This is a genomic window from Mesorhizobium sp. B2-5-4, from assembly GCF_006441095.1.
Taxonomy (GTDB): Bacteria; Pseudomonadota; Alphaproteobacteria; order Rhizobiales; family Rhizobiaceae; genus Mesorhizobium; species Mesorhizobium salmacidum.
Window position 1 is genome coordinate 118,222 of record NZ_VFUR01000010.1, and the last position, 26,289, is coordinate 144,510.

General features: G+C 63.5%; 24 protein-coding genes. 6 read left to right on the forward strand and 18 right to left on the reverse strand.

Annotation, left to right across the window (positions count from 1 at the left end):
• Nucleotides 1-42: 42 nt before the first annotated feature.
• Together FJ492_RS15080 and grpE are read right to left on the reverse strand one after the other, a co-directional pair.
• Nucleotides 43-675, reverse strand: a complete 633-nt coding sequence (locus FJ492_RS15080) for a trimeric intracellular cation channel family protein (protein ID WP_140745200.1) — start codon at nt 673-675, stop codon at nt 43-45.
• A gap of 120 nt (nt 676-795) precedes the next feature.
• Entirely contained in the window at nt 796-1,428 is a 633-nt protein-coding gene (grpE, locus tag FJ492_RS15085) for a nucleotide exchange factor GrpE (protein ID WP_027143051.1), read from the reverse strand.
• 238 nt (nt 1,429-1,666) lie between these two features.
• Here grpE and FJ492_RS15090 point away from each other — a divergent pair, with 238 nt between their 5' ends.
• Together FJ492_RS15090 and FJ492_RS15095 are read left to right on the forward strand one after the other, a co-directional pair.
• A complete protein-coding gene (locus FJ492_RS15090; RefSeq protein WP_140770663.1) occupies nt 1,667-1,876 on the forward strand; it encodes a hypothetical protein in 210 nt (69 codons plus the stop codon).
• 79 nt (nt 1,877-1,955) lie between these two features.
• Nucleotides 1,956-2,978, forward strand: a complete 1,023-nt coding sequence (locus FJ492_RS15095; RefSeq protein WP_140770665.1) for a fatty acid desaturase — start codon at nt 1,956-1,958, stop codon at nt 2,976-2,978.
• Between the two features lie 79 nt (nt 2,979-3,057).
• On the opposite strand, the gene FJ492_RS15100 is transcribed toward FJ492_RS15095, so the two are convergent.
• From FJ492_RS15100 to cysG, 6 genes are all read right to left on the reverse strand, one after another.
• Nucleotides 3,058-3,678, reverse strand: a complete 621-nt coding sequence (locus tag FJ492_RS15100; RefSeq protein WP_140770667.1) for a DJ-1/PfpI family protein — start codon at nt 3,676-3,678, stop codon at nt 3,058-3,060.
• Nucleotides 3,679-3,837: 159 nt separating this feature from the next.
• Nucleotides 3,838-4,371 carry a DUF934 domain-containing protein gene (locus tag FJ492_RS15105; RefSeq protein ID WP_140770669.1) on the reverse strand — a complete coding sequence of 178 codons (534 nt, stop codon included), beginning with the start codon at nt 4,369-4,371 and terminating at the stop codon, nt 3,838-3,840.
• Between the two features lie 170 nt (nt 4,372-4,541).
• Entirely contained in the window at nt 4,542-5,306 is a 765-nt protein-coding gene (locus FJ492_RS15110) for a phosphoadenylyl-sulfate reductase (RefSeq protein ID WP_027143056.1), read from the reverse strand.
• Nucleotides 5,281-6,951: a nitrite/sulfite reductase gene (locus FJ492_RS15115; protein WP_140712056.1), complete on the reverse strand. Its 1,671-nt coding sequence runs from the start codon at nt 6,949-6,951 to the stop codon at nt 5,281-5,283. Before FJ492_RS15115 ends, FJ492_RS15110 begins: the two co-directional genes overlap by 26 nt.
• A gap of 35 nt (nt 6,952-6,986) precedes the next feature.
• A complete protein-coding gene (locus FJ492_RS15120) occupies nt 6,987-7,280 on the reverse strand; it encodes a DUF2849 domain-containing protein (protein ID WP_140770671.1) in 294 nt (97 codons plus the stop codon).
• Entirely contained in the window at nt 7,277-8,725 is a 1,449-nt protein-coding gene (gene cysG / locus FJ492_RS15125) for a siroheme synthase CysG (protein ID WP_140770673.1), read from the reverse strand. The genes FJ492_RS15120 and cysG overlap by 4 nt, the downstream gene beginning before the upstream one ends.
• Before the next feature lie 382 nt (nt 8,726-9,107).
• On the opposite strand from cysG, the gene FJ492_RS15130 reads away from it, so the two are divergent.
• Nucleotides 9,108-9,557, forward strand: coding sequence for a host attachment protein (locus FJ492_RS15130; RefSeq protein ID WP_027143060.1), 450 nt, complete (start codon nt 9,108-9,110; stop codon nt 9,555-9,557).
• Nucleotides 9,558-9,763: 206 nt separating this feature from the next.
• Nucleotides 9,764-11,548 carry a cation:proton antiporter gene (locus tag FJ492_RS15135; protein ID WP_140712064.1) on the forward strand — a complete coding sequence of 595 codons (1,785 nt, stop codon included), beginning with the start codon at nt 9,764-9,766 and terminating at the stop codon, nt 11,546-11,548.
• Nucleotides 11,549-11,575: 27 nt separating this feature from the next.
• Here the strand turns inward: FJ492_RS15135 and FJ492_RS15140 are convergent, their stop codons facing one another.
• Entirely contained in the window at nt 11,576-12,385 is an 810-nt protein-coding gene (locus FJ492_RS15140; RefSeq protein WP_140770676.1) for a helix-turn-helix transcriptional regulator, read from the reverse strand.
• Nucleotides 12,386-12,452: 67 nt separating this feature from the next.
• Between FJ492_RS15140 and FJ492_RS15145 the strand changes: the two genes are divergently transcribed.
• Nucleotides 12,453-13,373, forward strand: coding sequence for a zinc-binding dehydrogenase (locus FJ492_RS15145; protein ID WP_140770678.1), 921 nt, complete (start codon nt 12,453-12,455; stop codon nt 13,371-13,373).
• A 27-nt stretch (nt 13,374-13,400) separates the two neighbouring features.
• Here the strand turns inward: FJ492_RS15145 and FJ492_RS15150 are convergent, their stop codons facing one another.
• The 6 genes from FJ492_RS15150 to FJ492_RS15175 all read right to left on the reverse strand — a co-directional run bounded on the left by FJ492_RS15150 (nt 13,401) and on the right by FJ492_RS15175 (nt 19,677).
• Nucleotides 13,401-14,153, reverse strand: a complete 753-nt coding sequence (locus FJ492_RS15150; RefSeq protein ID WP_140503016.1) for an SDR family oxidoreductase — start codon at nt 14,151-14,153, stop codon at nt 13,401-13,403.
• Nucleotides 14,154-14,230: 77 nt separating this feature from the next.
• Nucleotides 14,231-16,498: a transglycosylase domain-containing protein gene (locus tag FJ492_RS15155; RefSeq protein ID WP_027143065.1), complete on the reverse strand. Its 2,268-nt coding sequence runs from the start codon at nt 16,496-16,498 to the stop codon at nt 14,231-14,233.
• 213 nt (nt 16,499-16,711) lie between these two features.
• Nucleotides 16,712-16,921: a hypothetical protein gene (locus FJ492_RS15160; RefSeq protein ID WP_027143066.1), complete on the reverse strand. Its 210-nt coding sequence runs from the start codon at nt 16,919-16,921 to the stop codon at nt 16,712-16,714.
• A gap of 349 nt (nt 16,922-17,270) precedes the next feature.
• Nucleotides 17,271-17,474: a hypothetical protein gene (locus FJ492_RS15165; RefSeq protein WP_140770679.1), complete on the reverse strand. Its 204-nt coding sequence runs from the start codon at nt 17,472-17,474 to the stop codon at nt 17,271-17,273.
• A gap of 41 nt (nt 17,475-17,515) precedes the next feature.
• Nucleotides 17,516-18,136: a ribonuclease D gene (locus tag FJ492_RS15170; protein ID WP_027143068.1), complete on the reverse strand. Its 621-nt coding sequence runs from the start codon at nt 18,134-18,136 to the stop codon at nt 17,516-17,518.
• Between the two features lie 149 nt (nt 18,137-18,285).
• Nucleotides 18,286-19,677, reverse strand: coding sequence for a M20/M25/M40 family metallo-hydrolase (locus FJ492_RS15175; protein WP_181166663.1), 1,392 nt, complete (start codon nt 19,675-19,677; stop codon nt 18,286-18,288).
• Nucleotides 19,678-20,109: 432 nt separating this feature from the next.
• Between FJ492_RS15175 and polA the strand changes: the two genes are divergently transcribed.
• Complete coding sequence (gene polA / locus FJ492_RS15180) at nt 20,110-23,067, forward strand: DNA polymerase I (protein ID WP_181166664.1); 2,958 nt, start codon at nt 20,110-20,112, stop codon at nt 23,065-23,067.
• A 143-nt stretch (nt 23,068-23,210) separates the two neighbouring features.
• Here polA and FJ492_RS15185 read toward each other — a convergent pair whose 3' ends face one another.
• The 3 genes from FJ492_RS15185 to FJ492_RS15195 all read right to left on the reverse strand — a co-directional run bounded on the left by FJ492_RS15185 (nt 23,211) and on the right by FJ492_RS15195 (nt 26,286).
• Complete coding sequence (locus tag FJ492_RS15185) at nt 23,211-23,615, reverse strand: Fur family transcriptional regulator (RefSeq protein ID WP_140712072.1); 405 nt, start codon at nt 23,613-23,615, stop codon at nt 23,211-23,213.
• A 349-nt stretch (nt 23,616-23,964) separates the two neighbouring features.
• On the reverse strand, nt 23,965-25,011 hold the full coding sequence (mgrA, locus tag FJ492_RS15190; protein WP_140745171.1) for an L-glyceraldehyde 3-phosphate reductase: 1,047 nt from the start codon (nt 25,009-25,011) through the stop codon (nt 23,965-23,967).
• A 132-nt stretch (nt 25,012-25,143) separates the two neighbouring features.
• Entirely contained in the window at nt 25,144-26,286 is a 1,143-nt protein-coding gene (locus tag FJ492_RS15195; RefSeq protein WP_140503027.1) for a Gfo/Idh/MocA family oxidoreductase, read from the reverse strand.
• Between the last annotated feature and the right edge of the window lie 3 nt (nt 26,287-26,289).

Below are 26,289 nucleotides of genomic sequence, written 5' to 3' on the forward strand. Positions count from 1 at the left end.
GCGTTCTGCCAACCCTATTCGCTACCCACTACTCCCTTCTTTTCACGGAATGTCTTCCGGTCGCCGGCCGGGCCGGCTCTTGTAGGATGGAAAGGTCCAGCCGAAACGGAGCGCACCGCCGCGCACCGCGAACGCGGCGGCGAAGCCGGCCAGCTCTGAAACGATCGGCGGCAATCCTGTGACGTCGCCAGCCGTGAAGATTGCAGCGCCCGCGAGAGCGGCCGTAACATAGATCTCCGGCCTCAGCAGCACCGAGGGTTCACCCGCCAACAGATCACGCAAGATGCCGCCCGACGTGGCGGTGAGCACGCCGGTGACGACGGAAACGACCGGCGAACTGGTAATGGCCAGACCCTTGGCCGCACCCATCACCGAAAAAGCGGCCAACCCGATGGCGTCGAGCCAGAGCAGCCACTTCCAGCGGGATTCGACACGGTGCGCACCAAAGAACACCAGCACCGCGACCGCCGCGCAGATCAGCACGTAGCTGGAGTTGGCGACCCAGAAAACCGGCAGATTGAGGATGACGTCGCGAAGCGTGCCGCCGCCGATACCGGTGACGCTGGCCAGGAACAGGAAACCGATAATGTCGACCTGTTTGCGCGACGCCGCCAACGCCCCTGTCGCCGCGAAGACGGCAACGCCGGCATAGTCGAGAAGGGCGATGGGGTTCATGGGTTAGGGGAGTAGGAGAATAGGGGAATAGGGGAATAGGGGAATATGTTTAGCACGAAGCCGCTTGATTCATACGGCTTCCTGTTTTTTTCCCTACTCCCCTACTCCCTATTTCCCTACTCACGCATCCTTCTCGGCCTGCTCATTGACCGGCCCTGGCTCGACCGGCGCGTCGGCCGCGATTTTCGGGCCGCCCTTGGCGACGCCGACCATGGCTGGGCGCAGCACTCGCTCGCCGATCGAATAGCCCGGCTGCACGACCTGGACCACGGTGTTGGCAGGGACATCGGGATTGGGAACTTCGAACATCGCCTGGTGGAAATTGGGATCGAACTTCTCGCCTTCCGGAGCGAGTTTCTTGACTCCATGCCGTTCCAGCGCCGACAGCATGGCGCGCTCGGTCAGATCGACGCCTTCGATCAGTGCCTTGAAGCCGGCATCCCCCGACGCCTTGGCCTCGGCGGGAATGGCATCCAGCGCGCGGCGCAGATTGTCTGACACCGACAGCATGTCACGGGCAAAATTCGCCACCGCGTAGGTGCGCGCGTCGTGCACGTCGCGCGCAGTGCGGCGGCGCAGGTTCTCCATCTCGGCCGCGACGCGTAGTGCGCGGTCCTTCAGCTCTTCGTTTTCCTTCAGCAGGCGCACAAGCGCTTCATAGTCGCCATCGATGCTGCCTTCCGTACGCTCGACATTGGCCTCGGCCGCCTCGGCTTCACTGGGCGCGCGTTCGTCTTTTGCCTGGTCGCTCATCGCCGTTTCCCGTCATCTCGAATGGTATGGATTTGTGCCCGATATCGAGGTTCGCGGGCCAAAAATCAAGGGGAAAGCGACCGTAAGGACCTTTCACCGGACCTGGAAGGCACCAAGGCGGTAGTCCGATTTTAATTCAAATTTTACCGTGCTTGCCGGCTTTGCTTGCCACAAGGCCGTGATGCGGGAACCATTCCGTCGCTGGAGGAGTTTGGGACCCGACGCAGGATTTGAACCGATGACCCGCAACAAGCTCGAAAAAACAGAAAGGCTCGCTGCGGAGGTTCGGCGCCAGATCGGCGCCGAGGCGATGAAGCGCTTTCTGCGCACCTTGCCAGCCTTCCGCACCGAAACCGACATCCCGGACCGCTTCGGACAATTGCTCGACCACCTCGACAGGGTCGAGGATGGCGACGTCGGCTGGCGACGGGCAGTGAGGGTCGACTAGGCCTTACGCGACAATTACGCACAGTAACTTTACGTGATCATCGGCTTGCGGTGGCGGCGCACCCCGCCTATGCTTCCTGATGAACATGATTTCCCCCGAAGCGGCGGCCAATAGCAAGCGCGCCTGGCTCAAGATTCTGGCGCGCTACAAGAAGCCTGACAGGCGGCGCAGCGCACTCGAACTTGCCATCACCCTCATTCCCTTCGCCACTCTGTGGGCTCTGTCGTCCGCGGCCTATGCCTATGGTCATTGGTGGGGACTGATCCTCATCTTGCCCGCGGCCGGATTCCTGGTGCGGATTTTCATGATCCAGCACGATTGCGGCCATGGCTCCTTCTTTGCCAATCGCCATGCCGATGACTGGATCGGTCGTGCGCTGGGCATCCTGACGCTGACGCCTTACGACTGCTGGCGGCGCGCCCATGCCACGCATCATGCCAGCGCCGGCAATCTCGACGAGCGCGGCATGGGAGACATCAGGACGTTGACCGTCGCCGAATACCGGCGGATGTCCTGGCGGGGCCGTCTGGCCTACCGTCTCTACCGCCATCCCCTGGTGATGTTCGGCCTGGGGCCGGTCTGGCTGTTCATCTTCTCGCAAAGGCTGCCCGTCGGCATGATGCGCGGCGGCCTGACGCCCTGGGTTTCGTCAATGACCACCAATCTTGGCATCGCGCTTGCCGCGGCCATCCTCATCTGGGTCATCGGTCCCGGCGCGTTCCTGATTGTCCATCTGCCGATCGTCATTCTCGCCGGTTCGGCCGGCATCTGGCTGTTCTATGTCCAGCACCAGTTCGAGGAGACCGAGTGGGCGAAGGATGGGGAATGGGAGTTCCAGCACGCCGCCCTGCACGGCTCGTCCTATTACGACCTGCCGCCGGTGCTGAACTGGCTCACCGGCAATATCGGCGTTCACCACGTCCACCACCTCTCCGCCAGGGTGCCCGGCTACCGGCTGCAGGAAGTGCTGCGGGACTATCCCGAGTTGCGCGGTATCGGCCGCGTCACGCTGCTCGAGAGCCTGCGCTGCGTCAAACTGGCCTTGTGGGACGAAGGCCGCAGCAAGCTGATATCGTTCCGCGAGGCACACGCGGCGCTATAGGCGCGGTCCACGCAGCGGACAAAGGGCCGGATGAGAGGCAGCGCAAAGCTTCTCAACCGTCCGGCCAGTCCTCAAAGCCTCAGGCCGCCTGCCGCTCGTCGCGCATCAGGATCTCGCCATGGCGGATCTCAGTGCCCAGCACCTTCAGGCATTCGCGCATGAAATTGGACAAGCCCGGCCAGCCCTTGGCCGAAACGAGATTGCCGTCGACATGGGCTCCGTTCGGCGCGACGTCGATATAGATGCCGCCCGCCAGCGTCACCTCCGGCTCGCAATAGTGAAGCGCCGCCACTTCCCTGCCCCGCACCACGCCGTCGACCGCGATCAGGATCTGCACGCCATGGCAGATGGTGAAGATCGGCTTGCCTGTCTCATGGAAGTGCCGCACCAGCGCCTGCACGCGCTTGTCGATGCGGATGTATTCGGGACCGCGGCCGCCCGCCGCGTAAACGGCATCGTACTGGGCCGGATCCACGTCGGAAAACGTCTTGTTGAGGATGTAATCGTGGCCGGGCTTTTCGGTGTAGGTCTGGTGGCCTTCGAAATCGTGCAGCGATGTCTTCAGCACGTCGCCGGCCTTCTTGTCCGGGCAGACGACATGCACGGTGTGGCCGACGGCATGCATGGCCTGTTCAAAGACGAAAATTTCATATTCCTCGCTGAACTCGCCAACGAGCATCAATATCTTCTTGCCAGCCATTCCCGGTTCCTCCCTTGTGGCCATTATTTCAGGTTGCGAAATAAGAGCATTATCCTAAGGACAGGATCACGTAAGGAAAAGCGCAAATCGCACAATTGGTACGACCAGTTTGCGTCTTCCTCGATTGAGAGAGAGCTTTGGGCCTTCCTAGAAAACGCGTCAGCTGCTGCGAAGGCGCCGCCAGGAATATTTCGGACCCTTGGGCTCCGCTATGGCCGCAGGCTGGTAGTAAAGTCCCAACCCGCCGGTGCGGCCCTCTTCCAGGCGCTTCAAGAGCACTGGATTCGAGACCTCGAACTCGTCGAAGCCAAGCCGCAGCATGTGCGGCAACGGGTCGACCAGGACTTGCCCGGTGGCACGCAGCGCGCCCGTGAAATGATAGCGGCTGCGTAGCAGTTCGCCCTTGGAGAAGGAGCGGCCGTCACCGAAGGCCGGGAAGGCCAGCGCCACCAGCGACAGTTGGTCGAGCAGATCGGCGATCTTCTCGAGCTGATCGCCGGGCTGCAGCAGGGCGCCGAGCCGCTCCTTCGCCGAGCGGCGCACCTCCGGGTCGAGGTCGAGGAACGCCTGCAGCGGCAGGATGAAGCGGTCATTGCCGGAAAGCGCATCGGCGCTTTCGGCATGGATCCACTCGTCCTCGCGAAAACCCTCCGGGGTCCAGAGCCGGGTCTCCGGTGTCGTCGGTTCAGTCATCAAAATTCCCAAAAATTCGAAGCGCTCAAGGGTGTGTTGAAATTCAGGCCAGGCCGCGTCGAAAACGGTTGTTTCCGAAAACCGGAGCGGAGCGTACTTGAAGTACATGAGCACCGGAAGCTCAGGAAACTGCCGTTTGCAGGCCGGCCTCACCTGAATTTCAACATACCCTATAGTGATGCGTCGGTCAGCGACACTTCCAGTCCCGACAGGTGAATGCCGCACTCGGTCTTGGCGTGACCGGCCCAGCGGCCGCTGCGCGCGTCCTCGCCCGGCTGCACCGGCTGCGTGCAGGGAAAGCAGCCGATCGACAGATAGCCATAGGCGACCAGTGGATTTTCGCGCAGCGCATGCGCGCGCATGTAGCCGGCCTGATCCGACGTCGTCCAGCGCGCCAGCGGATTGATGCGGATGCGCGGGCCGACCGCCTCGAACACTGGAAGTGCGGCCCGCGTCGAGGCCTGGAAGCGCTTGCGGCCTGTGAACCAGGCGCGGAAGGGTGCGATGCCACGTGCCAGCGGCTCGACCTTGCGCACGTCGCAGCAGGCATCGGTGTTGTTCTGGTGCAGATTGCCGGTCGGATCGATCCGTTCGAGCGCCGCTTCGTCGGGCTTGATCACCCGGATGTTGGTCAGCCCGAAATCGGCGACCAGCGCGTCGCGATAGCCGAGCGTCTCCTCGAAATGCTTGCCGGTATCGAGGAAGACGACCGGCAGCGTGCGGTCGATCTTGGCGATCATGTGCAGCAGCACCGCCGAATCTGCGCCGAACGAAGACACGGCGGCGATCTCGTCGTGAAACAGCTCATTGGCCGATCGTTCGATGATCTCGATCGGGCTGAGATGACCGTAGAGCGCGTCAAACCCCGCCGCCTTGGCGGCGGCGCCGTCCTCGACGTCGACAATATGGTCAAGCGGCCTTGGCTTCGCCAGCATAGAGCGCCTCCTTGAACGGCGCGGGACCGACACGGCGGTAGGCGTCGATGAATATTTCGTGTGGGTTGAGCCGAAGGCCGAGATAGGTATCGACGATCGTCTCGATGGCGTCGGTGATTTCTTCCGAAGAGAAGCCGCGGCCGATGATCTCACCGACGGAGGTGTTTTCGTCGGCGGAACCGCCGAGCGTCACCTGGTAGAGTTCGGAGCCCTTCTTCTCGACACCCAGGATGCCGATATGACCGACATGGTGGTGGCCACAGGCATTGATGCAGCCGGAGATCTTCAGCTTCAGCTCGCCGATCTCGCGCTGCCGCTCCAGCGAAGCGAAGCGTTGCGAGATTTCCTGTGCGATCGGGATCGAGCGCGCGGTCGCCAGCGCGCAATAGTCAAGACCCGGGCACGAGATGATGTCCGAGATCAGGTTGGAATTGGCCGTCGCCAGCCCGATGTCGACCAGCGCGTCATAGACCGTCTTGAGGTCGGCGCGCGCCACATGCGGCAGGATCAGGTTCTGCTCGTGGCTGACGCGAAGCTCGTCGAAAGCGTATTTTTCGGCGATGTCGGCGACTGCTTCCATCTGGCTGTCGGTCGCATCGCCCGGCACCTCGCCGATACCCTTGAGTGAGATCGTCACCGCCGCGTAGTCGGGGTGGCGGTGCGTCACCACGTTCTGGTCGAGCCAGTCAGAGAAGCCCTTGGAATCCAGGCGCGCCACCTTGACCGCCGTGTCGCCGTCCGGCCGCCCGGTCAGCGCCGGCGGGGCGAAATAGGCCTCGATGGCGCGAATGTCGGCCTCCGGCAGCTTCAGCTCCGCGTCCTTCAACTCCTGCCACTCGGCCTCGACCTGGCGGGTGATTTCCTCGGCGCCGGTCTCGTGGACCAGGATCTTGATGCGCGCCTTGTACTTGTTGTCGCGGCGGCCATAGAGATTGTAAACGCGCAGGATCGCCGTGCAGTAGGACAGAAGGTCGGCTTCCGGCAGGAAGTCGCGGATCTTCCTCGCCACCATCGGCGTGCGACCCTGGCCGCCACCGACATAGACGGCGAAGCCGAGCTCGCCGGCGGCGTTCTTCTTCAGGTGCAGGCCGATGTCATGCGTCTGGATGGCGGCTCGGTCGCGCTCGGCTCCCGTCACCGCGATCTTGAACTTGCGCGGCAGGAACGAGAATTCCGGATGCACCGACGACCATTGCCGCAGGATTTCCGCATAGGGGCGCGGATCGGCGACCTCGTCGGCGGCCGCCCCGGCAAAATGGTCGGCGGTCACATTGCGGATGCAATTGCCGCTGGTCTGGATGGCGTGCATCTCCACGCTGGCCAGGTCCGCCAGGATCGCCGGAATGTCCGACAACGCCGGCCAGTTGAACTGGATATTCTGGCGCGTGGTGAAGTGGCCGTAGCCCTTGTCGTATTTGCGGGCGATGTGGCCCAGCATGCGCAGCTGCTTGCCGTTCAGTGTGCCGTAAGGCACAGCGATGCGCAGCATATAGGCGTGCAGTTGCAGATAGACGCCGTTCATCAGCCGGAGTGGCCGGAACTGGTCCTCGGTGATCTCGCCGGACAGCCGGCGCTCAACCTGGTCGCTGAACTCGGCGACGCGGGCCTGGACAAAATCGTGGTCGAACTCATCGTAACGGTACATATTTCGTCTTTCAGGGCGCGTCCGCCCGTGGCTGGTTAGATTGCCCGCGCAGCCTGCTTGCCGAGATCGTTGCGGATGGTGGGACCGGCGGCGCGGATCTTCTCGCGCAGCCGCACCGGCTCGACAACGCCGTCGACGACTTCCGCGTCGATCAGATTGACGTCGACCACTTCATTGTCGGCGTGGGCCTTGGCGCCGATCGCCTCCAGCCGATCCACGGCCGCTTTGTCATGGGCAAGGTCTGCATGGTCCACCGTCTCGGCCCAGCCGCCATCGGCGTACCAGACGGCAATGCCGTCGCCGAGGCGATTGGCGGTCAGTATCTTCATGGCTGAACTCCCTCGGCGGCCGCTACGGGCGCACTTTCATGCCTGTGTGCCGCGAGCGCCTCGGACCGCTCGAAATTGGCGCCGGCGACAGCGTCGCCGATGATGGTCATGACCGGGCCCGACAGATCGGCGCGCGCCTCCAGCGACGGCAGGTCGGCAAGCGTGCCGTGGAAGCGTCGGCGATTGGTCAGGCTGGCATTCTCGACCACCGCGACCGCCGTGTCCGGCGACAGGCCGGCCTCGATCAGCCGGCCGGCAACTTCGGCGGCGACCGAGCGGCCCATGTAGACGGCGACGGTAGCGCCGGAAATGGCGAGCTTGGCCCAGTCCGGCAACGAATTGCCCTTGAGATCGTGGCCGGTGGTGAACACCATCGACGACGACACACCGCGCAGCGTCAGCGGCAGTTCGAAATCGGCGGCAGCGGCGAAGGCCGCGGTAACGCCCGGAACCACCTCATAGGCGATGCCGGCATCGCGAAGTGCTGCCATCTCCTCGCCGGCGCGGCCGAACACCAGCGGATCGCCCGATTTCAGCCGCACGACGCGCTTGCCCTCACGGCCAAGCTCCACCAGCAGCGCATTGATTTCGGCCTGGCTCTTTGTATGGCAGCCCTTGCGCTTTCCCACCGGCAGGCGCTCGGCATCGCGGCGACCCATGGCGACGACCGCCTCCGGCACCAGCGCGTCATGGACGATAACGTCGGCCTCCATCAGCAGGCGATGCGCCCGCAGGGTGAGGAGGTCCTCGGCGCCGGGACCGGCGCCCACCAGGGCGATGTGGCCGCAAATGGGCGCGTCGGACGACAGCAGATCGGTGGCGGCTTCGTGCGCCTGCGAAAAATCGCCGGCCTCGAGGGCGCGCGCCGGCGCTCCGCCGAAGAAGTCACTCCAGAAACGCCGGCGCACATTGCCCCGGGGTAATCTCTCGGCGGCATTGCGGAACGACATTGCAAGCGCCGCCAGCGCGCCAAGCGACGGCGACAGCATGCGGTCGATGCGGCCACGCAGCATCTGCGCCAGCACCGGACCTGCACCTTCGGTGCCGATGGCAATGGCGACCGGTGCGCGGTTGACCAGCGCCGGGGTGAAGAAATCGCAGAGATCCGGCCGGTCGACGGCGTTGACGGGAATGCCCAGTCGGCGCGCGTCGGCGGCCACGCGGCGATCGAGCGCTTCGTCGCCGCTGGCGGCAAACACCATCACGGCGCCTTCGAGCTGCGAGGCATCATACGCGGCGGCCACATGCTTCGCGCCGGCTTCGGCGATGAAGGTCAACAACTCCGGTTCGGCATTTCTGGCGATGATGTGCAGAACGGCACTCGACTGGGCAATCAGCCGCGCCTTGGCCAGAGCCTCCTCGCCGCCGCCGACAATGGCCACGGCTTCGCCCTCGACCCGCAGGAAGACGGGAAAGGCGTTGAGCTTGGTGGTGGCTTGCGGCATGATAATAGCGATCCGGGACAGTTTCGCAGTTTTACGCCGAGGCGTAAAAAAGCAGAAGCAAAGCACTCGCGCATCCGGTGATGGCAGGCAATCGCTTTTTCGCAACCGCGAAGGGCAGGAGAAAAATATTCCACGCCCATGCCCATGGGCACGCCGGGTCGCCGAAATCGGCCCTGATTTCAGGCGCTTTTAGCTGCCGGCGACCTGTCCCGCAAAACAGTTTTTTCTAATTTCTATTAATTTAGTAGATTAAAGCCGTCCGGTGGCGATTTCATGTTCAGCGCCCGGCCTGCACGGCTGTTCGGTGCGCCGCGTGAGTTGGAACGTTGACGGGCTGAAACGCGTTCCCGGTATAACCACCACTCAACAAGGAGCGTCCCTCATGAACACGATCAAACTGAAGCATGGCATTTGGGTTCTGGTGGCAGACGGTGAAAAGGCGCTCCTGCTCAAGAACGTCGGCGACACCAAGTTTCCTAACCTTGAAGTCGTGCATCTGATGGAACAGGAAAACCCGCCCACACGCGAACAGGGAAGCGACAGTCCCGGCCGGTACAATGACGGCCCATCCGTGCACCGCAGCGCGGTCGAGGAGACCGACTGGCACCGTATCGGCAAGGAACGCTTCGCCGAGGAGATTGCCGCCCGGCTCTACAAGCTTGCCCATGACGGCGAGTTCGATAGCATCGTGCTTGTCGCCCCACCAGTGGTGCTCGGCGCCATGCGCAAGAAGCTGCACAAGGAGGTTGGTGACAAGGTGACGGCCGAAATCCCGAAGACCATGACCAACCACGGCATCCCCGAGATCGAGGCCCTGTTGCAGGCAGCCTGATCGCTGGCAACAAGGCGAATGCCATAGCGAGCTCAAACAGAACGGCGGCACCCCGGTCGCCGGTCCGGCATTTTGTCGCCGCGCCGTCGCTTTTCGCACCTTGCGGGTTGCATCACCGTTGCCCCTTCCACCATATTGCGAAACAGGCGACGGCTTTCGGGCGCCGCATATCCGACATCGCTAGCTTGAAAGGCGCTCCATAGACAATGCCGCATGACACGCCCCTTATCGCCACCATCGTCGCCGGTCTGGGGCTCGCTTTTGTCTTCGGCGCTCTCGCCAATCGCTTCCGTATTCCCCCATTGGTCGGCTATCTCGTAGCCGGCGTTCTGGTCGGCCCGAACACGCCCGGTTTCGTCGCCGATGCAGGGCTTGCCAACGAATTGGCTGAAATCGGCGTCATTCTCCTGATGTTCGGTGTCGGCCTGCATTTCTCGCTCAAGGACCTTCTGTCGGTCCGCGCTATCGCCGTGCCTGGCGCCATCGTTCAGATCGGCTTTGCCACCGCGCTCGGCGTCGGGCTGTCCTGGATGCTCGGCTGGTCGATGGGCGCGGGCGTGGTGTTCGGACTGGCGCTGTCGGTCGCCTCGACCGTTGTGCTGCTGCGCGCGCTTCAGGAACGCCGCCTGATCGAGACCGAGCGCGGCCGCATCGCCGTCGGCTGGCTGATCGTCGAGGACTTGACCATGGTGCTGGCGCTGGTGTTGCTGCCGGCGCTTGCCGGTGTACTCGGCGGCCAGGAACACGCCAATGCCCATTCGGGCGACCTGCTGTCGCTGCCGGCCAGCTACGGCATATGGGGTGTCGTCGGCATCACGCTGGCCAAGGTCGCCGCCTTCGTGGTGGTCATGCTGGTGGTCGGCCGCCGGGTCATTCCCTGGATCCTGCACTACGTTGCCCATACCGGGTCGCGCGAACTGTTCCGTCTCTCCGTGCTCGCCATTGCGCTCGGCGTCGCCTTCGGCGCGGCAAAACTGTTCGGCGTCTCGCTGGCGCTGGGCGCGTTCTTCGCCGGCATGATCATGAGCGAATCCGAGCTCAGCCACCGCGCGGCCGAAGAATCGCTGCCGCTGCGCGATGCCTTCTCGGTGCTGTTCTTCGTCTCCGTCGGCATGCTGTTCGATCCGTTCAGCCTGATCAGCAACGGCCTGCCGATCCTGGCGACGCTGGCCATCATTGTCATCGGCAAGTCGCTGGCGGCGTTCGTGATCGTCGTAGCCTTCGGCTATCCCTTGGCCACGGCCTTGATGATTTCGGCCAGCCTTGCCCAGATCGGCGAGTTCTCCTTCATCCTGGCCGAACTCGGCGTCGGGCTGAAACTTCTGCCCGAGCAAGGCCGCGATCTGATCCTGGCCGGCGCCATCCTGTCGATCGTGCTCAACCCGTTGATGTTTCTGGTTATCGACTGGATGAAGCCGTGGCTGGAGGCCCGCGCCATCAGGACGGCGCAACCAGCGGATACCAAGCCGGTCGGCCCGGCGACGGAACCGGGCCAGGTAGCCTCGGTCGCCGCAACGTTGAGCAAGGAAGACGGCCCGCCGCCGACTACGACGCTTGCCGGTCATGCCATCCTGATCGGCTATGGCCGGGTCGGTGGCCTCGTCGGTGCCGCGCTGAAGGAAGCGGCACAGCCTTTCCTCGTCATCGAGGATGCCGATAAGACGCTGACGAGGCTGAAAGCAGACGGCATCGAAACCATCGCCGGTAATGCCGCCAATGCCGAAGTGTTCGCCGCGGCCAATCCTGAAGGCGCAAAGCGGCTGATCCTTGCCATCCCCAACGCCTTCGAGGCCGGCCAGATCGTGCTGCGGGCACGCGCCGCCAATCCCAACATCAATGTCATCGCCCGCGCCCATTCCGACGCCGAGGTCGAGCATCTGAAGGGACTCGGCGCCGATACCGTGATCATGGGCGAACGCGAGATCGCGCGCGGCATTGTCGAAGAGGTGCTTGGCCACGAGCCGCGGGTTTCTGAACCGTCCGCTGCCTGAGTCGACGCAACCCACAAGCGCGTTCAATCATGCCACGAATGCCGAGCCGCCATTTTGCGCGACACCGCCGAGATATTTTGCCGGGGGCTTGCCAAGCGCCTTCTTGAACATGGTGATGAAGGCGGTAACCGAGCCATAGCCGAGGTCGCCCGAGACTTGCTGCACGCTGGCACCGGACGCCAGCTCCCGAATGGCGACGATCAGCTGCAATTGCTGGCGCCAGCGCCTGAAGCTCAAGCCAGTCTCCTTGACGACGAGACGCGCCAGACTGCTTTCGCTGAGCGCGACGCGGTTGGCCCATTGTGCCAACGTACTGCGATCGGCAGGGTCTTGCGCCAGCGCCTCGGCGATCCGCCTCAAGCGCGGCTCGGATGAAATCGGCAGATGCAGCTGCTGGACAGGCATGCGCGGCAGTTCTGCAAGCAGGGTCCTGGTCAGGAGCTCATTCCTTGCCTGGTCGTCCTGCACGCTGTCGGACAGCTCGACGATCAGTTCGCGCAGCAGCGGCGAGATCGAAAGCGTGCAGCACCGGTCCGGCAATTCGGCGGCTCCCGGCTCGATATAGACGAAGAAGATCCGCGCGTTGGCCGTCGCGATGTTGCTGTGCTCCATGCCGCCGGGAATCCATACGCCGCAATGCGGCGGCACCATCCAAAGGCCGCTCGGAACGCGGCATGTGACGCCGCCTCCGAGCGCAAAGACGAGCTGGCCTTTGCGGTGCCAATGGGCCGGCACTTCCGCGCTGGTCTCGGTGACGTCGACACGCACGGCGATGGCTGGCGCCAGCACGTCATCGACATCGAAATTGACCCATGGGTAGCGAAGCGGCTGTCTCATGATTGACTGATTTTAGTTCGAGCAGGGAAGCCGATAAGTTCGGCCTCCAGCAAGAAGGTACGCTCCCATGCTCGCCTTAGTCATATCTTCCGACAGCGCCACGGGATTGAGGTTAGCCCGGGTCGAAGAACCTCGGCCCCTCGCGAACGAGGCGCTCGTCTCGGTCCACGCAACTTCGTTGAACCGGGGTGAACTGCGCTTGCTCACCATCCGTCCGAACGGCTGGACACTCGGCCAGGACATCGTCGGAATTGTCGAACGCGCAGCCGCCGATGGCTCCGGGCCGATCACGGGCACCAGGGTCGCGGCTTTGGTCGACCAGGCCGGATGGGCTGAACGGGTCGCCGTTTCAACAGACCGTCTCGCCGTCCTGCCGGATGAGGTCAGCTTCGCCTCGGCAGCCACGCTTCCGGTCGCCGGCACGACCGCGCTCAGGACTTTGCGCCACGGCGGTGACCTGGCCGGCCTAAAGGTCCTGATCACCGGTGCAAGCGGTGCCGTCGGTCGCTTCCAGATCCAGATCGCCCGCGAGCGGGGTGCGTCGGTGACCGCCATCGCCGCCGCCAGGCACCACGAGGATTTGCGCGAACTCGGAGCCGAGCAGATCGTGGAGTCGATCGAGCAGGCCGAGGGGCCGTTTTCGCTGATCACCGAGTCGGTCGGCGGCGAAAGCCTCGCACACGCGATCGAACGCGTCGCCCCTGCCGGCACAATTGTCATGTTCGGCTCGAGCAGCGGTGAACTCACGCCGGTTGGGTTCCGTCAGTTCGTTCCGGGTCACGAAGGCGCGAGGCTTCAGACGTTCGCCTACTACACGTCCGGTTCAGCCATCGGCGCCGACATCGCCGCGCTGCTCGCCCTGGTCGCCGCTGGTCGGCTGGACACCCGCATTGCCTTGACCGTGCCATGGACGAACATCGGCCAAGCCCTGGACGCACTGCGACAGCGCAGCTTCAGCGGCAAGGCTGTCGTCACCATAGGCGGGTGAGCCGGCCCTAGCCTGAAGTCGACCAGTTCATACGTGCTGGCCGCCATTGATGTGGATTTCCGAGCCGGTCACATAGGACGCCTGCCCGGAGCACAGGAAAAAAATGATGTCGGCGACCTCCGCCGTGGTGCCCAGGCGCCGCAGCGGAATGGTCTCGACGATCTTTTCCGTGCCCGGCGACAGGATCGCGGTGTCGATCTCGCCCGGCGCGATGGCGTTGACACGGATGCCGTGCGGGCCGAAATCATGCGCCATCTCGCGCGTCAGCGAGCCGAGAGCGGCCTTCGACGTCGCATAGGCGGTGCCGGCGAAGGGATGCACGCGGGTGCCGGCGATCGACGTCACATTGACGATCGAGCCTCTGGCAGCCGCCAATTCCTTGAACAGGCCGCGCGCCAGCATGATCGGCGCGAAGAAATTGACCTGGAACACGTCGCGCCAGACATGCATCGGCGTGTCGATCGAGTCCATCCGGCTGTTGCCATCCTTGAGCTTGGGCGAAATGCCGGCATTGTTGACCAGCGCGTGCAACTGCCCGCCATGCGCTTCGAGCCGATGACGGATTTCCGACACCGCAATACCGACATCTTCCTGATCGGCGAGATCGACCTTGATGTGGTCCTCCGGACCGGCCGGCCACGGGCAGTCCTCGGCAAAGGCCTGGCGCGAGCAGGTGATGACGCGCCAGCCTTCGCGCGAAAAGCGTTTCACCGTGGCATGGCCGATACCGCGGCTGGCGCCGGTCAGCACGATGGTTTTTCTGGTGTCTGTCTCGGTCATGTCGCGGTCTCCAGGCAGGACATGTAGCCGAATGCCGCCGGGGTGGCGAGAGGCGGTTGACGCCCCTAGCCGGCTGCTCAGCCGCCGCCAAGAATATCCAGGATCGAGGTCTGCCGCTTCTTGAGCCGACCGCCGACGCTGCCTGGCGGCACCGGGTGCCCGACCGAAGCCGTGGTGCCGCCATCCGCTGGCATGTTGAAGCCATCGGCATCGACGGTCTGGGCAGGCCGCGCCGCACGGACCGGCGCCGGCGGTGCCGCCGCCTGCGCGGCCGGCGCCTGCTGTCCAACCGAAGCCGAGGGAACCGGTGCCGGTTGGTTGTTGTCGGCCGAGGGAATGTCGTCGGGCACGATGGTGTCCGCCGGCGTCGACTTCCAGGTGCCGGGCAGCGGCCGCACCGGCACGCCCTCATGCGCGGCGACCATGAATTCGTGCCAGGCCTGCGCGGGCAGCGCGCCGCCGGTAACCTTCTTCATCGCCGTGCCGTCATCATTGCCGAACCACACGCCGGTGGTCAGATTGGCGGTGTAGCCGACGAACCAGGCGTCGCGCGAATTCTGGCTGGTGCCGGTCTTGCCGGCCGACGGCCAGGCGAAGGCCGCCTTCTTGGCGGTGCCGACCTCGACCGTTCCGGTCATCATCGAATTCATCATGCCGACGATCTCGGGCTTGATCACGCGCGGTGCGCTGCCGCCAGCGCTGTCATAGAGCACCTTGCCGTCGGATGTCGTGACGCGGCGGATGAAATGAATGTCGGGCTTGTAGCCGCCATTGGCGAAGGGCACATAGGCCGAGGTCAGTTCCAGCGGCGTCACTTCCGAGGTGCCGAGCGCGATCGAGGTGTTGGCCAGCAGGTCGGACTGGATGCCCATGCGGTGCGCGGCTTCCACCACCGCGTTCGGCCCGACTTCCATGGTCAACTGCGCGGCAACCGAGTTGAGCGACTTGGCCAGCGCCGTCGCCAAGGTGACCTTGCCAAAGTACTTGCCGCCGTAATTGTCGGGTGTCCAGTTGCCGATCTTGATCGGTGCGTCGTTGCGGATGCTGTCGGGCGTGCGGCCGGCCTCGAGCGCAGCCATGTAGACGAACGGCTTGAACGCCGAGCCCGGCTGCCGGCGCGCCTCGGAGGCGCGGTCGAACTGGCTGGTCGAATAGTCATAGCCGCCGACCATGGCGCGCACCGCGCCGGAATCGTCGATCGACACCAGCGCGCCCTGGGTGACATTGAGCTTCTTGCCGCTGTCGTCGATCAGCCGGCGGATCGACTGTTCGGCGAGTTTCTGCAGGTTCAGGTCTACGGTAGAATCGATGACGATATCGCCGCGCACATCGCCGATCAGGTCGGGCAACTCTTCCATGATTGTGTCCGCGACGTAATTTTCCGAGCCGGTCCAGTAGGATGGCGAGCGCGTCGCCGGTGCGCTCAGCGCCGTCTTCAGCTCTTTCTCGCTGATCTTGCCCTCCTCGCGCATGGCGGCGAGCACCAGCTGCGAGCGCTCCTCGGCGGCCTTGGGATCGCGCGCCGGCGACAGCCGCGACGGCGCCTTCAGCAGGCCAGCCAGGAGTGCGGCTTCCGACAAGGTGACGTCGCGCGCGCTCTTGCCGAAATAGCGGCGCGAGGCCGCCTCGACACCATAGGCACCGGAGCCGAAATAGACCCGGTTGAGGTACATTTCGAGGATCTGGTCCTTGGTGTGCTTGTGCTCCAGCCACAGCGCCAGCAGCACCTCCTGCACCTTGCGTTCCAGCGTGCGGTCGGGCTTCAGGAAAAGGTTCTTGGCCAATTGCTGCGTCAGCGTCGAACCACCTTGCGAGAAGTGCCCGCCGATGAGGTTGGTCACCATGGCGCGAGACAGGCCGATCGGATCGACACCGAAATGCGAATAGAAGCGGCGGTCCTCGATGGCGATCACCGCCTCGGGAATATAAGGCGACATTTCGTGCAGGCCGACCGCTTCGCCGCCGCTCATGCCGCGATTGGCCAGCAGCTGCCCGTCGGCCGAGACGATCTTGATGTTGGGCGCACGGTCGGGGATCGACCAAGTCGTGGCCGCGGGCATCTTGGCGCCGTAGTAGATAACGACGCCCGCCACTGCGATGCCGCCCCATATGGCGAGCACGAAACACCAGTAAACCAGCCGGCCGAGCACGCCGAACAGGCCGCGTCCACTCCCTCCGCGCCTCCCCCGCGACGATTTCCCCTTCGATGATTTGCGTTTGGCGGAGGCTTTGCGATTGCTCGGCACGACGCGGTCCTCCTCGCTCACCGAAAGACCCGTCTGGGATTTCGCCCGTGGCGGTCCCTCGAAGCTGGGCTCGATGCGACTGTCTCTGCGGTTCGCCATGCGCTGCGCTTGATGTCCCCGGTGCCAATGGCGCTCGGGTTGAAGAGTAGATGCGGCGATTTAAGGGCGGGTTAAGCAGAGCTTCGCGCAAGCGTCTGAATTCCGTTAGGAATTTGTTAATCTGTTGTCCATTGCCAGCGTCGCAGCGCGACGGATGTGACAGGCTCCGCGCACCCGAAGCACCGTCGGCGTCCGAACGCTCGTGGCGAGCCCTCATTTGTGGCCTTGGCGTTTTTCTATCTCGTAGCTCAGCCACCGGCAGAACATACCCATGACCGACGCGGCGGCGCCGACAAGCAGGCAGACGACCAGCAGCGGGCTCTTTGAAGCGCTCGACCAACTGACTATGGCCAGCAGGACGACACTGGCGGTGGAAATCAGATAACCCACCCCCTTGAGCAAGTGCAGAGAAGCCGTTGTCATGCCTGAAACATCCTCCGCCTGTCTTATGGAACATTCATTTCGCCTTGGAGTTCCATTCAGAGCAGACCCGGACCCACGACGCCGATGAAGCGCGCAGGGTGAGCAGGAAGGGTATGAAGGCCTTTGCCGCCAGAATGCGGATGCAGGCTGGCGGCCCAACCCGGGTCTCTTCATAATCCGCTCGAATTTCACGTCCGGTTAGTCGGGATCACCAGCCTGCCGTAGCAAGGCGACGAGACACTCGCACTTGATTCTTCGAGCAGGCGCACGGTTGCGGAGCGGAAGGCTCCGAATCGGCCCCGATTTCAATAGCGTCAGGCTATGCGAAAGCGCCCGGCCAGCGGCGCGCTCATTGGTCGTCGTCGTCGCCGGCGGCGGGCCGCCAGCTGGTTGGCTCGACCTTCTTTTGCGTGTGGCTGTCGATGTAGACCCACCAGCCGTCGTCGCGGTATTGAGCGATGGATTCATTGAGGACGCCATCGCTGTCCTTCCAGGTGACGGTGACCTTGGAGCCGTCGGTCGGCGCGGTCGATATCGGCTTTCTGTCCGCCATCTCATCCCCTTCTTCCAGACGGTTGATCGCCACGAGGGCCATCAGCTGTGAGCGAAGATATCCTCTTCGTCCCAGCCCATCAGGTCAAGCTTGGCCCGCGTCGGCAGAAAGCGGAAACAGGCGTCCGCCTCCTTCGTGCGCCCCTCGCGCGCCAGCCGCCCGGCCAGCACATCGCGCAACCGATGCAGATAGAGCACGTCGGAGGCGGCGTATTCGAGCTGTTCGGGCGACAGCGTTTCGGCCGCCCAATCCGACGATTGCTGCGCCTTGGACAGGCCGACGCCGAGAAGCTCGAAACAGATGTCCTTCAGCCCGTGCCGGTCGGTGTAGGTGCGCGTCAGCCGCGACGCGATCTTGGTGCAGAACACCGGCTCGGCCATCACGCCAAACGCATGGTAGAGCACAGCGAGGTCGAAGCGACCGTAGTGGAACAGCTTGGTCACGCTGTCGTTTCCCAGCAGCTTGACGAGGTTCGGTGCTTCCTTCTGCCCCGGCGCGATCTGGATGACATCGGCACTGCCGTCGCCAGGCGAAATCTGCACCACGCAGAGCCGGTCACGGTGGGGATTGAGGCCGAGCGTTTCCGTATCGATGGCCACCGCAGCGACATCGTAGCGGGAGAGGTCAGGCAGATCGTTTTTATGGAAGCGGATATCGCTCATCGTCTTCTCCGGGTCGCGGCCTTCGGCGTCGCGCATCCATCGAAGAAGCGCACACGCGCTCCAACAAATTGCGCTGTCGACCCGTCCTCGCCGTGATCGGCGGAAAAATCAACAGAAAGTTGATTTTCCGCCGTCCAGGGTTGTCCGCCTTACCGTGTCAGCGCGTCCAGAATGCGCGCCCAGGAGCGCTGGCCCTTGTGGAAGGAGCTGAGCTCGTATTTCTCGTTGGGCGAGTGGATGCGGTCGTCGTCGAGACCGAAGCCGACCAGCAGCGATTCCATGCCGAGATAGGTCTGGAAGTCGCCCACCACCGGAATGGAGCCGCCGCTGCCGGTCGTCACCGCGGGCGTTGGCCATTCGTCGGAAAGCGCGGTCTTGGCCTTGGCCAGGAACGGCGAGTCGTAGGAGAGCTGGATTGCCGGAGAACCGCCATGAGCGTGGAATTCGACCGAGCAATCGGCCGGGATGCGCTCCTTGACGAATTTCTGGAAAGCCGCGCGGATTTTCTTCGGATCCTGCTTGTGGACGAGGCGGAAAGACACCTTTGCCGAGGCTTCCGCGGCGATCACCGTCTTGAAACCCTTGCCGGTATAGCCGCCGATGATGCCGTTGAACTCGGCGGTGGGCCGCGCCCAGGTCAGTTCCAGTACCGAGCGGCCTTTTTCGCCCGACGGGATCGACAGGCCGACAGGTCCGAGGAAGGTCTCGGCCGTCTCGCCCAGCGTTTCCCATGATTTCAGCACCTGCGAAGGCGTTTCCTCGACGCCGTCATAGAAGCCCGGAATGGTGATATGGCCGTCCTTGTCGTGGATGTCGGCCAGCACCTTGGCCAGGATGCGGATCGGGTTCGCGGCAGCGCCGCCATAGAGGCCCGAATGCAGGTCGCGGTCGGCGGCCTTAACCGTGATCTCCTCGCCGACCAGACCGCGCAGCCCGACGCAGATCGACGGCGTGTCGCGGTCCCACATGCTGGTATCGCAGACCAGCGCGAAGTCGGCCTTGAGCTCCTCGGCATTGGCCTCGAGGAACGGCTTCAGCGAGGGCGACCCCGATTCCTCCTCGCCTTCGAACAGGATGGTGACGCGGCACGGCAGACCACCATACACCTGTTTCCAGGCACGGCATGCCTCGACGAAAGTCATCAGCTGACCTTTGTCGTCGGCCGAGCCGCGCCCGGTGATGATTTTGTGACCAGGTGCAATCTCCTTGATCGCCGGGGCGAAGGGATCGTTTTCCCACAGCTCGATCGGGTCGACCGGCTGCACGTCATAATGGCCGTAGAACAGCACATGCGGCGCGCCCGCCGGCCCGTCGTGATGCGCAACCACCATTGGGTGCCCGGGCGTGTCGCGCACGCTGGCGTCGAAGCCGATCAGCTTGAGTTCCGCCACCAGCCATTCCGCCGCCTTGCGGCAGTCGGTGGCATAGGCTGGATCAGTGGAGATCGACTTGATCCCGAGCAGGCCGAAGAGCCGTTCTAGGCTCTGGTCGAGGTTCTGGTCGAGACGGTCGAGGACAGGGGAAACTGCGGACATTTGCATAGCCTTTCGATTCAGTGCCGGAACCGTAAAGGCAGAGCGGCGAAACGAAAAGCCCGGGACGATTGGACCACGGCCCGGGACGGTCGCCGCGGGCAAAAAAATGCCGCCGTGGTGGAGGGGGAACCACGGCGGCCTTTTACTCGAAACGATGCGGCAGCCCGGAGAGGGGGGGATAGGCTGCCGCAATTGTCCGGTATAGGCGGGGGACGGGCCTTGCTCCGGACTTCGGCGAAAACTGCCGATGAACTGTATTTGGGTCCCTGAACGTGGCGATTCAAGGGCACCAACGTTACACTTTTGTAACGTGCCCGTGAGCGGGCTTGTATAACCCCGATCCGTCAGGATCCCGATCTGTCAGGGTGTTGACGGAACCTATCTCTGGCGATGTCTTTGGCATGGACCAAGCCATTGCGCCGCGCTATCCCTGCCGGCATGAAAAAAGGCGATCATCTCTTCCTCATTGACGGCTCTGGCTACATCTTCCGGGCCTATCACGCACTGCCGCCGCTGACCCGCAAGTCCGACGGCCTGCCGGTCGGTGCCGTTTCCGGCTTCTGCAACATGCTTTGGAAGCTGATGCAGGATGCCCGCAACACCGATGTGGGCATTGTGCCGACGCATTTTGCCGTCATTTTCGACTATTCCTCGAAAACCTTCCGCAACGACCTCTATCCCGAATACAAGGCGAACCGTTCGGCGCCGCCCGAGGATCTGATCCCGCAATTCGGCCTGATCCGCCAGGCAACCAGGGCGTTCAACCTGCCTTGCGTCGAGATGGAAGGCTTCGAGGCCGACGATCTCATCGCCACTTACTGCCGGCTGGCCTGCGAGGCCGGTGGCGACACCACCATCATCTCCTCCGACAAGGATCTGATGCAGCTGGTTGGCGACACCGTCGGCATGTACGACCCGATGAAGGATCGCCAGATCGGCATCCCCGAAGTCGTCGAGAAATGGGGCGTGCCGCCGGAAAAGATGATCGACCTGCAGGCGCTGACCGGCGACTCCGTCGACAATGTGCCTGGAGTGCCCGGCATCGGGCCAAAGACCGCGGCGCAACTGCTCGAGCAGTTCGGCGATCTCGACGGATTGCTCGCCCGCGCCGGCGAGATCAAGCAGGAGAAAAGGCGGGAATCGATCATCGCCAACGCCGACAAGGCGCGCATCTCGCGCCAGTTGGTGACGCTGAAGAACGACGTGCCGGTGGCCGAGGGGCTGGACGATTTCCTGCTGCATGCGCCCGACGGGCCGAAGCTGATCGGCTTTCTCAAGACCATGGAATTCACCTCGCTGACCCGCCGCGTCGCGGAAGCGACCGGCACCGAGTCCGGCGACGTCCAGGCCGTCACTGTGACCGTCGAACGCGCCGATAACGCACATGGCCCCGACGTCGGTGCCGGAACACCGCCCGTTGCCCGAAAGGGGGCGGGCTCCGAACCTGGCCAGGCTGCTGAAGCCGAGACGACGGAAAGGCCAAAACAGGGTGACACCCCTTCCCTCCTGGCCGCATTGCGGCTGGAGAGCGCGGCGACACGCAAGATCGATACCTCGGCCTATCAGTGCATCCGCGATATCGCGACGCTGAAAGCCTGGGTCGCCGAGGCGCGAGAGGCTGGTATCGCTGCCTTCGACGTCAGGGCGACGTCGACCGATCCGATGCAGGCCGAACTGATCGGCATGGCAATGGCCACAGCGCCCGGCTGCGCCGGCTACATTCCCTTCGCCCACAAGAGCGGCAATGGTGACTTGCTCGGCGGCGGCGCGCTCGAAAACCAGATACCGCTTCGCGAGGCGCTGGCGGTCCTGAAACCGCTGCTTGAGGACAGGTCGGTGCTGAAGATCGCGCACAACCTGAAGTATGACGTGGTTATCATGAGCCGCTATGGCATCGATGTCGCGCCCTTCGACGACACCATGCTGATCTCCTACGTGCTCGACGCCGGCACTCCGCACGGCCACGGCATGGATGCCCTTGCCGACAAATGGCTTGGCCATAGGCCCCTTCAGCTCAAGGACGTGACCGGTTCCGGCAAAAGCTCTGTCGGTTTCGATCAGGTCGACATCGACAGGGCGACGGCTCACGCCGCCGAGGATGCCGACGTGACGTTGCGGCTGTGGCTGGTGCTGAAGCCCCGCCTTGCCGCCAAGGGCCTGGTCTCGGTCTATGAACGCCTGGAGCGGCCGCTGGTGCCGGTGCTGGCGCGCATGGAACAGCGCGGTATTTCGGTCGACCGGCAGATCCTGTCGCGGCTTTCGGGCGAGCTGGCGCAAGGTGCAGCCCGGCTCGAAGAGGAAATCTACCTGCTCATCGGCGAGCGCATCAACATCGGCTCGCCCAAGCAGCTCGGTGATATCCTGTTTGGCCGCATGGGCCTGCCCGGCGGCTCCAAGACCAAGACCGGCCAGTGGTCGACCTCGGCGCAGCTGCTCGAAGACCTTGCCGCCGAAGGTCACGAACTGCCGCGCAAAGTCGTCGACTGGCGCCAGCTGACCAAGCTGAAATCGACCTACACCGATGCGCTGCCGGGCTTCGTCAATCCCGAAACCAAGCGCGTCCACACCTCCTACGCGCTGGCCGCGACGACGACCGGGCGGCTGTCGTCTTCCGACCCGAACCTGCAGAACATTCCGGTGCGCACGGCTGAAGGGCGCAAGATCAGGACCGCCTTCATCACCGACAAGAGCCACCGACTGGTGTCAGCCGACTACAGCCAGATCGAACTGCGCGTGCTCGCCCATGTCGCCGAAATCCCGCAACTGCGGCAGGCCTTTGCGGATGGCGCTGACATCCACGCCATCACCGCTTCTGAAATGTTCAATGTGCCCGTGGAGGGCATGCCGTCGGAAGTGCGCCGCCGCGCCAAGGCGATCAATTTCGGCATCATCTATGGCATCTCGGCTTTCGGCCTCGCCAACCAGCTGTCTATCCCGCGCGAGGAGGCGAGCGCCTACATCAAGAAGTACTTCGAGCGCTTTCCCGGCATCCGCGACTATATCGAGGAGACCAAGGCCTATGCCCGCGAGCACGGCTTTGTCGAAACAATCTTCGGCCGCCGCATCCACTATCCCGACATCAGATCGTCGAACCCGTCGCTACGAGCGTTCAACGAGCGCGCCTCGATCAACGCCCGCCTGCAAGGCACCGCCGCTGACATCATCCGCCGCGCCATGATCCGCATGGAGGAAGCCTTGGACAAGGCCAAGCTGTCCGCCCGCATGCTCCTCCAGGTACATGACGAACTGATCTTCGAAACGGTCGAGGCGGAAGTCGAGGAGACGATCCCGGTCGTGCGCCATGTCATGGAAAACGCGGCGATGCCGGCGGTATCGATGTCGGTGCCGCTGCATGTCGACGCGCGGGCCGCCAACAATTGGGACGAGGCGCACTGACGCGCTAGAGCAATTTCAGGAGAAGTGTATAGCGGTTTTCCCGGGAAAAGCGCTTAGCGCTTTTCCTTGGAAATTGCATTAAAACAAAGAGTTAGAGCGGTTAGGCGATTCTACCAATCGCTGAACCGCTCTGCGGAATGCCCTCAGGCCGCCTGCGCCAAACACTTCGCGCACGTCCCGCGAAATTCGATCACCGCCTTCTTGGCGGCGAAGCCGGTCGAGTTGACCCATTCGTTCAGCCGGTGGTCGACATCGTGGTCGGACATTTCGGTCACCTGCCCGCAGCCGTCGCAAATGGCGAAAGCGGTCATCGAGTGGCTGTGGTCGTGCGGCTCGGCACAGGCGACGAAGGAGTTGATGCTTTCCAGCCGGTGCACGAAGCCCGACTTCACCAGCGTGTCGAGCGCGCGATAGACCTGTAGCGGCGCGCGAAAACCGCGCTCGCGCAGCTGGTCGAGCAAGGTGTAGGCGCTGAGCGGCCCGCTGGCGGTCTCGAGTTTCTCGAGCACGCACAACTGGTTTTTCGTCAGCACATCCCTTGCCGCCATGGTTCTGTTCCAACCTGCCCTGCGCCATCCATAGGCTGTTTGCTCGTGCAAACGGCCTGATCCCATTCAGATAGCGACGAACCGCCGTCTTTGCTACTCCTCTGTTGCCGTCCCGGTCAGTCGATGACGCGCGGGCACATTGGTGACGGCGGGATCGATAGCGCCACGGTGTTCAAGGATACTGGCGGAAATCTCGACGAAGGTAGCCAAGGGTGTGCCCGGCACCATTGGCCGGCCGACCCCCGCGGCGATCAAGGCCGCCTCAGGAAGGCCGGCCACGCCCTGACTGGACTTCATCCGTGAAAGGCCGGCGCGAGCAATTCCGCCAGCCTTTATTAGCCGGCTTCATCTATTTCCTCGGCGGGCCTTTGCGCTCGGCGGAGGCCGCCCACAGATTGATGTCGGACTCGCGCGCGTACGTATCGATCTCGGCCAGTTCGGCATCGCTGAAATCGAGCACCTTGAGCGCGCCGACGCAGTCCTCGACCTGCTCGGGCCGGCTGGCGCCGATCAGCGCCGAAGTAACCCGGCCCCTGCGCAGCACCCAGGCCAGCGCCATCTGCGCCAGCGTCTGGCCGCGCTTGCCCGCGATCGCGTTGAGCGCCTTGATGTTGGCGATGGTGCGGTCGTTGATGAAGGCTGTCTTCAGCGACTTGCCTTGGGACGCCCGGCTGCCATCGGGAATGCCGCCGAGATATTTATCGGTCAACATGCCTTGCGCCAGCGGCGAGAACACGATGGAGCCGACGCCGAGCCCTTCGAGCGTATCGAGAAGGCCGTCTTCCTCGACCCAACGGTTCAACATCGAATAGCTCGGCTGGTGGATGACGCAGGGCGTGCCCAATTGCCTCAATATGTCGGCGGCCTCGCGGGTGCGCTGCGAATTGTAGGACGAGATGCCGGCATAGAGTGCCTTGCCCGAACGCACCGCATGGTCGAGCGCGCCCATGGTTTCTTCGAGCGGCGTGTCGGGATCGAAGCGGTGCGAATAGAAGATGTCGACATAGTCGAGGCCCATCCGCTTCAGGCTCTGGTCGAGACTGGCCAGCATGTATTTGCGCCCGCCCCATTCACCGTAGGGACCCGCCCACATTTCATAGCCAGCCTTGGTCGAGATGATCAGTTCGTCGCGATAGGCGGAAAAATCGGTGCGCAGGATCTCGCCGAAAGCCGCCTCGGCCGAGCCGGGCGGCGGCCCATAATTGTTGGCCAAGTCGAAATGGGTGATGCCGAGGTCGAAGGCCTTGCGCACGATCGCCTGCTTGGTCCGATGCGGCGTATCGTCGCCGAAATTGTGCCACAGCCCGAGCGAGATCGCCGGCAGCTTGAGGCCGGACCGACCGCAACGGTTGTAGATCATTTTTTCGTAGCGGTTCTCAGCGGCGACATAGGTCATGGGAAATCCTCGAATCTGAACGGACAGGGCGCCGTCATCGCAGAGGCGATGAGCATGCCCGTACCCCATCCTTTACCCCCTCCCCGGAGGAACGGGGAGAGGGGCAAGCAAATTATCGATAATCTTCGCGACCTATTTCTTCTTGGCCAGAAGATCCTTGGCTTGCTTGACGCCAAGCGCGGCCGGGCGCTCGCATGTGGTTTGCATGGCGACGAACTTGCCGGTTTCGCCCGAGCGCAGGAGGCCGGTCATGACATCGACGGCATGCAGCGCGAGTTCCATCGAACAGCGGTGCGGCCGGCCTTCAGCGATCGCCAGCGCCATGTCGGCGAGGCCTGATGTGCGGTAATTGGCCATCATGCCCTGGCCGTGCATCTCATTGGGGATGCCGAGCGGGTGCTTCCATTTCGGCAGCTTCTTGACCGGCTTGCCTTCTTCGGTGAAGCGCACGTCGCCACCGAAGAAGTTCGGATCCGGCACGAACACCGTCCCGGCCTCACCATAGAGTTCCATCGGCGCGTGGCCGTGAGCCCAGACGTCCCAGCTGGTGTTCAGCGTCACCACGGCGCCGTTCTCGAATTCGAGCAGGCCGTGAATGGTGGTCGGTGTGTTGACCGGGATTTTTTCACCCGCGCGAGGCTTTGAGCTGATGGTCCGCTCCTTGGCCGGAGTCGTCGCGAAAGCCGCCACCTGCTTCACCGGCCCGATCAGCTGGATCAGATTGGTGATGTAATACGGCCCGATGTCGAGCACCGGCCCGGCGCCCGGCTGGAAGAAGAAATCGGGATTCGGATGCCAGTGTTCCATGCCGTGGCCCATGACGTGGCAGGTGCCGCTGGTGATCCTGCCCAGCCTCCCCTCGTCGATCAGTTCACGCACCAGCTGGTGCGCGCCGCCCAGGAACGTGTCCGGCGCCGAACCGATGCGCAGCCCCTTCTTCTCGGCCCGCGCCTTGAGGTCCTGGCCTTCCCTAAGCGACAGCACGAACGGCTTTTCCGAATAGACGTGTTTGCCGGCATCGAGCACCTGCTTCGACACCTCGTAGTGCACGGCCGGAATGGTCAGGTTGACGATGATGTCGATGTCGTCGGCCTTGAGCAGGTCCTCGACGGTCTCGGCGCGGAGCTTGAATTCCTTCGCCCGCGCCCTGGCCACATCCATGTTGATGTCGGCGCAGGCACGCATCTCGATGCCGCGAAACAGCGGCGCCAGCGAAAAATAGGCCTTCGAGATGTTGCCGCAGCCGATGACGCCAATACCCAGTTTCTTTGCCATGGT

What these genes read in the sequence shown, in the direction of transcription:
- FJ492_RS15105 (WP_140770669.1), bottom strand. Translation starts at nt 4,371, where the DNA reads ATGACTGAACCGACGACACCGGAGACCCGGCTCTGGACCCCGGAGGGT.
- FJ492_RS15120 (WP_140770671.1), bottom strand. Translation starts at nt 7,280, where the DNA reads ATGAAGATACTGACCGCCAATCGCCTCGGCGACGGCATTGCCGTCTGG.
- FJ492_RS15110 (WP_027143056.1), bottom strand. Translation starts at nt 5,306, where the DNA reads ATGCTGGCGAAGCCAAGGCCGCTTGACCATATTGTCGACGTCGAGGAC.
- FJ492_RS15170 (WP_027143068.1), bottom strand. Translation starts at nt 18,136, where the DNA reads ATGAGCGATATCCGCTTCCATAAAAACGATCTGCCTGACCTCTCCCGC.
- FJ492_RS15150 (WP_140503016.1), bottom strand. Translation starts at nt 14,153, where the DNA reads ATGACCGAGACAGACACCAGAAAAACCATCGTGCTGACCGGCGCCAGC.
- grpE (WP_027143051.1), bottom strand. Translation starts at nt 1,428, where the DNA reads ATGAGCGACCAGGCAAAAGACGAACGCGCGCCCAGTGAAGCCGAGGCG.
- FJ492_RS15100 (WP_140770667.1), bottom strand. Translation starts at nt 3,678, where the DNA reads ATGGCTGGCAAGAAGATATTGATGCTCGTTGGCGAGTTCAGCGAGGAA.
- FJ492_RS15195 (WP_140503027.1), bottom strand. Translation starts at nt 26,286, where the DNA reads ATGGCAAAGAAACTGGGTATTGGCGTCATCGGCTGCGGCAACATCTCG.
- cysG (WP_140770673.1), bottom strand. Translation starts at nt 8,725, where the DNA reads ATGCCGCAAGCCACCACCAAGCTCAACGCCTTTCCCGTCTTCCTGCGG.
- FJ492_RS15130 (WP_027143060.1), top strand. Translation starts at nt 9,108, where the DNA reads ATGAACACGATCAAACTGAAGCATGGCATTTGGGTTCTGGTGGCAGAC.
- FJ492_RS15080 (WP_140745200.1), bottom strand. Translation starts at nt 675, where the DNA reads ATGAACCCCATCGCCCTTCTCGACTATGCCGGCGTTGCCGTCTTCGCG.
- FJ492_RS15145 (WP_140770678.1), top strand. Translation starts at nt 12,453, where the DNA reads ATGCTCGCCTTAGTCATATCTTCCGACAGCGCCACGGGATTGAGGTTA.
- FJ492_RS15115 (WP_140712056.1), bottom strand. Translation starts at nt 6,951, where the DNA reads ATGTACCGTTACGATGAGTTCGACCACGATTTTGTCCAGGCCCGCGTC.
- FJ492_RS15135 (WP_140712064.1), top strand. Translation starts at nt 9,764, where the DNA reads ATGCCGCATGACACGCCCCTTATCGCCACCATCGTCGCCGGTCTGGGG.
- FJ492_RS15175 (WP_181166663.1), bottom strand. Translation starts at nt 19,677, where the DNA reads ATGCAAATGTCCGCAGTTTCCCCTGTCCTCGACCGTCTCGACCAGAAC.
- FJ492_RS15140 (WP_140770676.1), bottom strand. Translation starts at nt 12,385, where the DNA reads ATGAGACAGCCGCTTCGCTACCCATGGGTCAATTTCGATGTCGATGAC.
- FJ492_RS15090 (WP_140770663.1), top strand. Translation starts at nt 1,667, where the DNA reads ATGACCCGCAACAAGCTCGAAAAAACAGAAAGGCTCGCTGCGGAGGTT.
- FJ492_RS15160 (WP_027143066.1), bottom strand. Translation starts at nt 16,921, where the DNA reads ATGACAACGGCTTCTCTGCACTTGCTCAAGGGGGTGGGTTATCTGATT.
- polA (WP_181166664.1), top strand. Translation starts at nt 20,110, where the DNA reads ATGAAAAAAGGCGATCATCTCTTCCTCATTGACGGCTCTGGCTACATC.
- FJ492_RS15095 (WP_140770665.1), top strand. Translation starts at nt 1,956, where the DNA reads ATGAACATGATTTCCCCCGAAGCGGCGGCCAATAGCAAGCGCGCCTGG.
- mgrA (WP_140745171.1), bottom strand. Translation starts at nt 25,011, where the DNA reads ATGACCTATGTCGCCGCTGAGAACCGCTACGAAAAAATGATCTACAAC.
- FJ492_RS15155 (WP_027143065.1), bottom strand. Translation starts at nt 16,498, where the DNA reads ATGGCGAACCGCAGAGACAGTCGCATCGAGCCCAGCTTCGAGGGACCG.
- FJ492_RS15165 (WP_140770679.1), bottom strand. Translation starts at nt 17,474, where the DNA reads ATGGCGGACAGAAAGCCGATATCGACCGCGCCGACCGACGGCTCCAAG.
- FJ492_RS15185 (WP_140712072.1), bottom strand. Translation starts at nt 23,615, where the DNA reads ATGGCGGCAAGGGATGTGCTGACGAAAAACCAGTTGTGCGTGCTCGAG.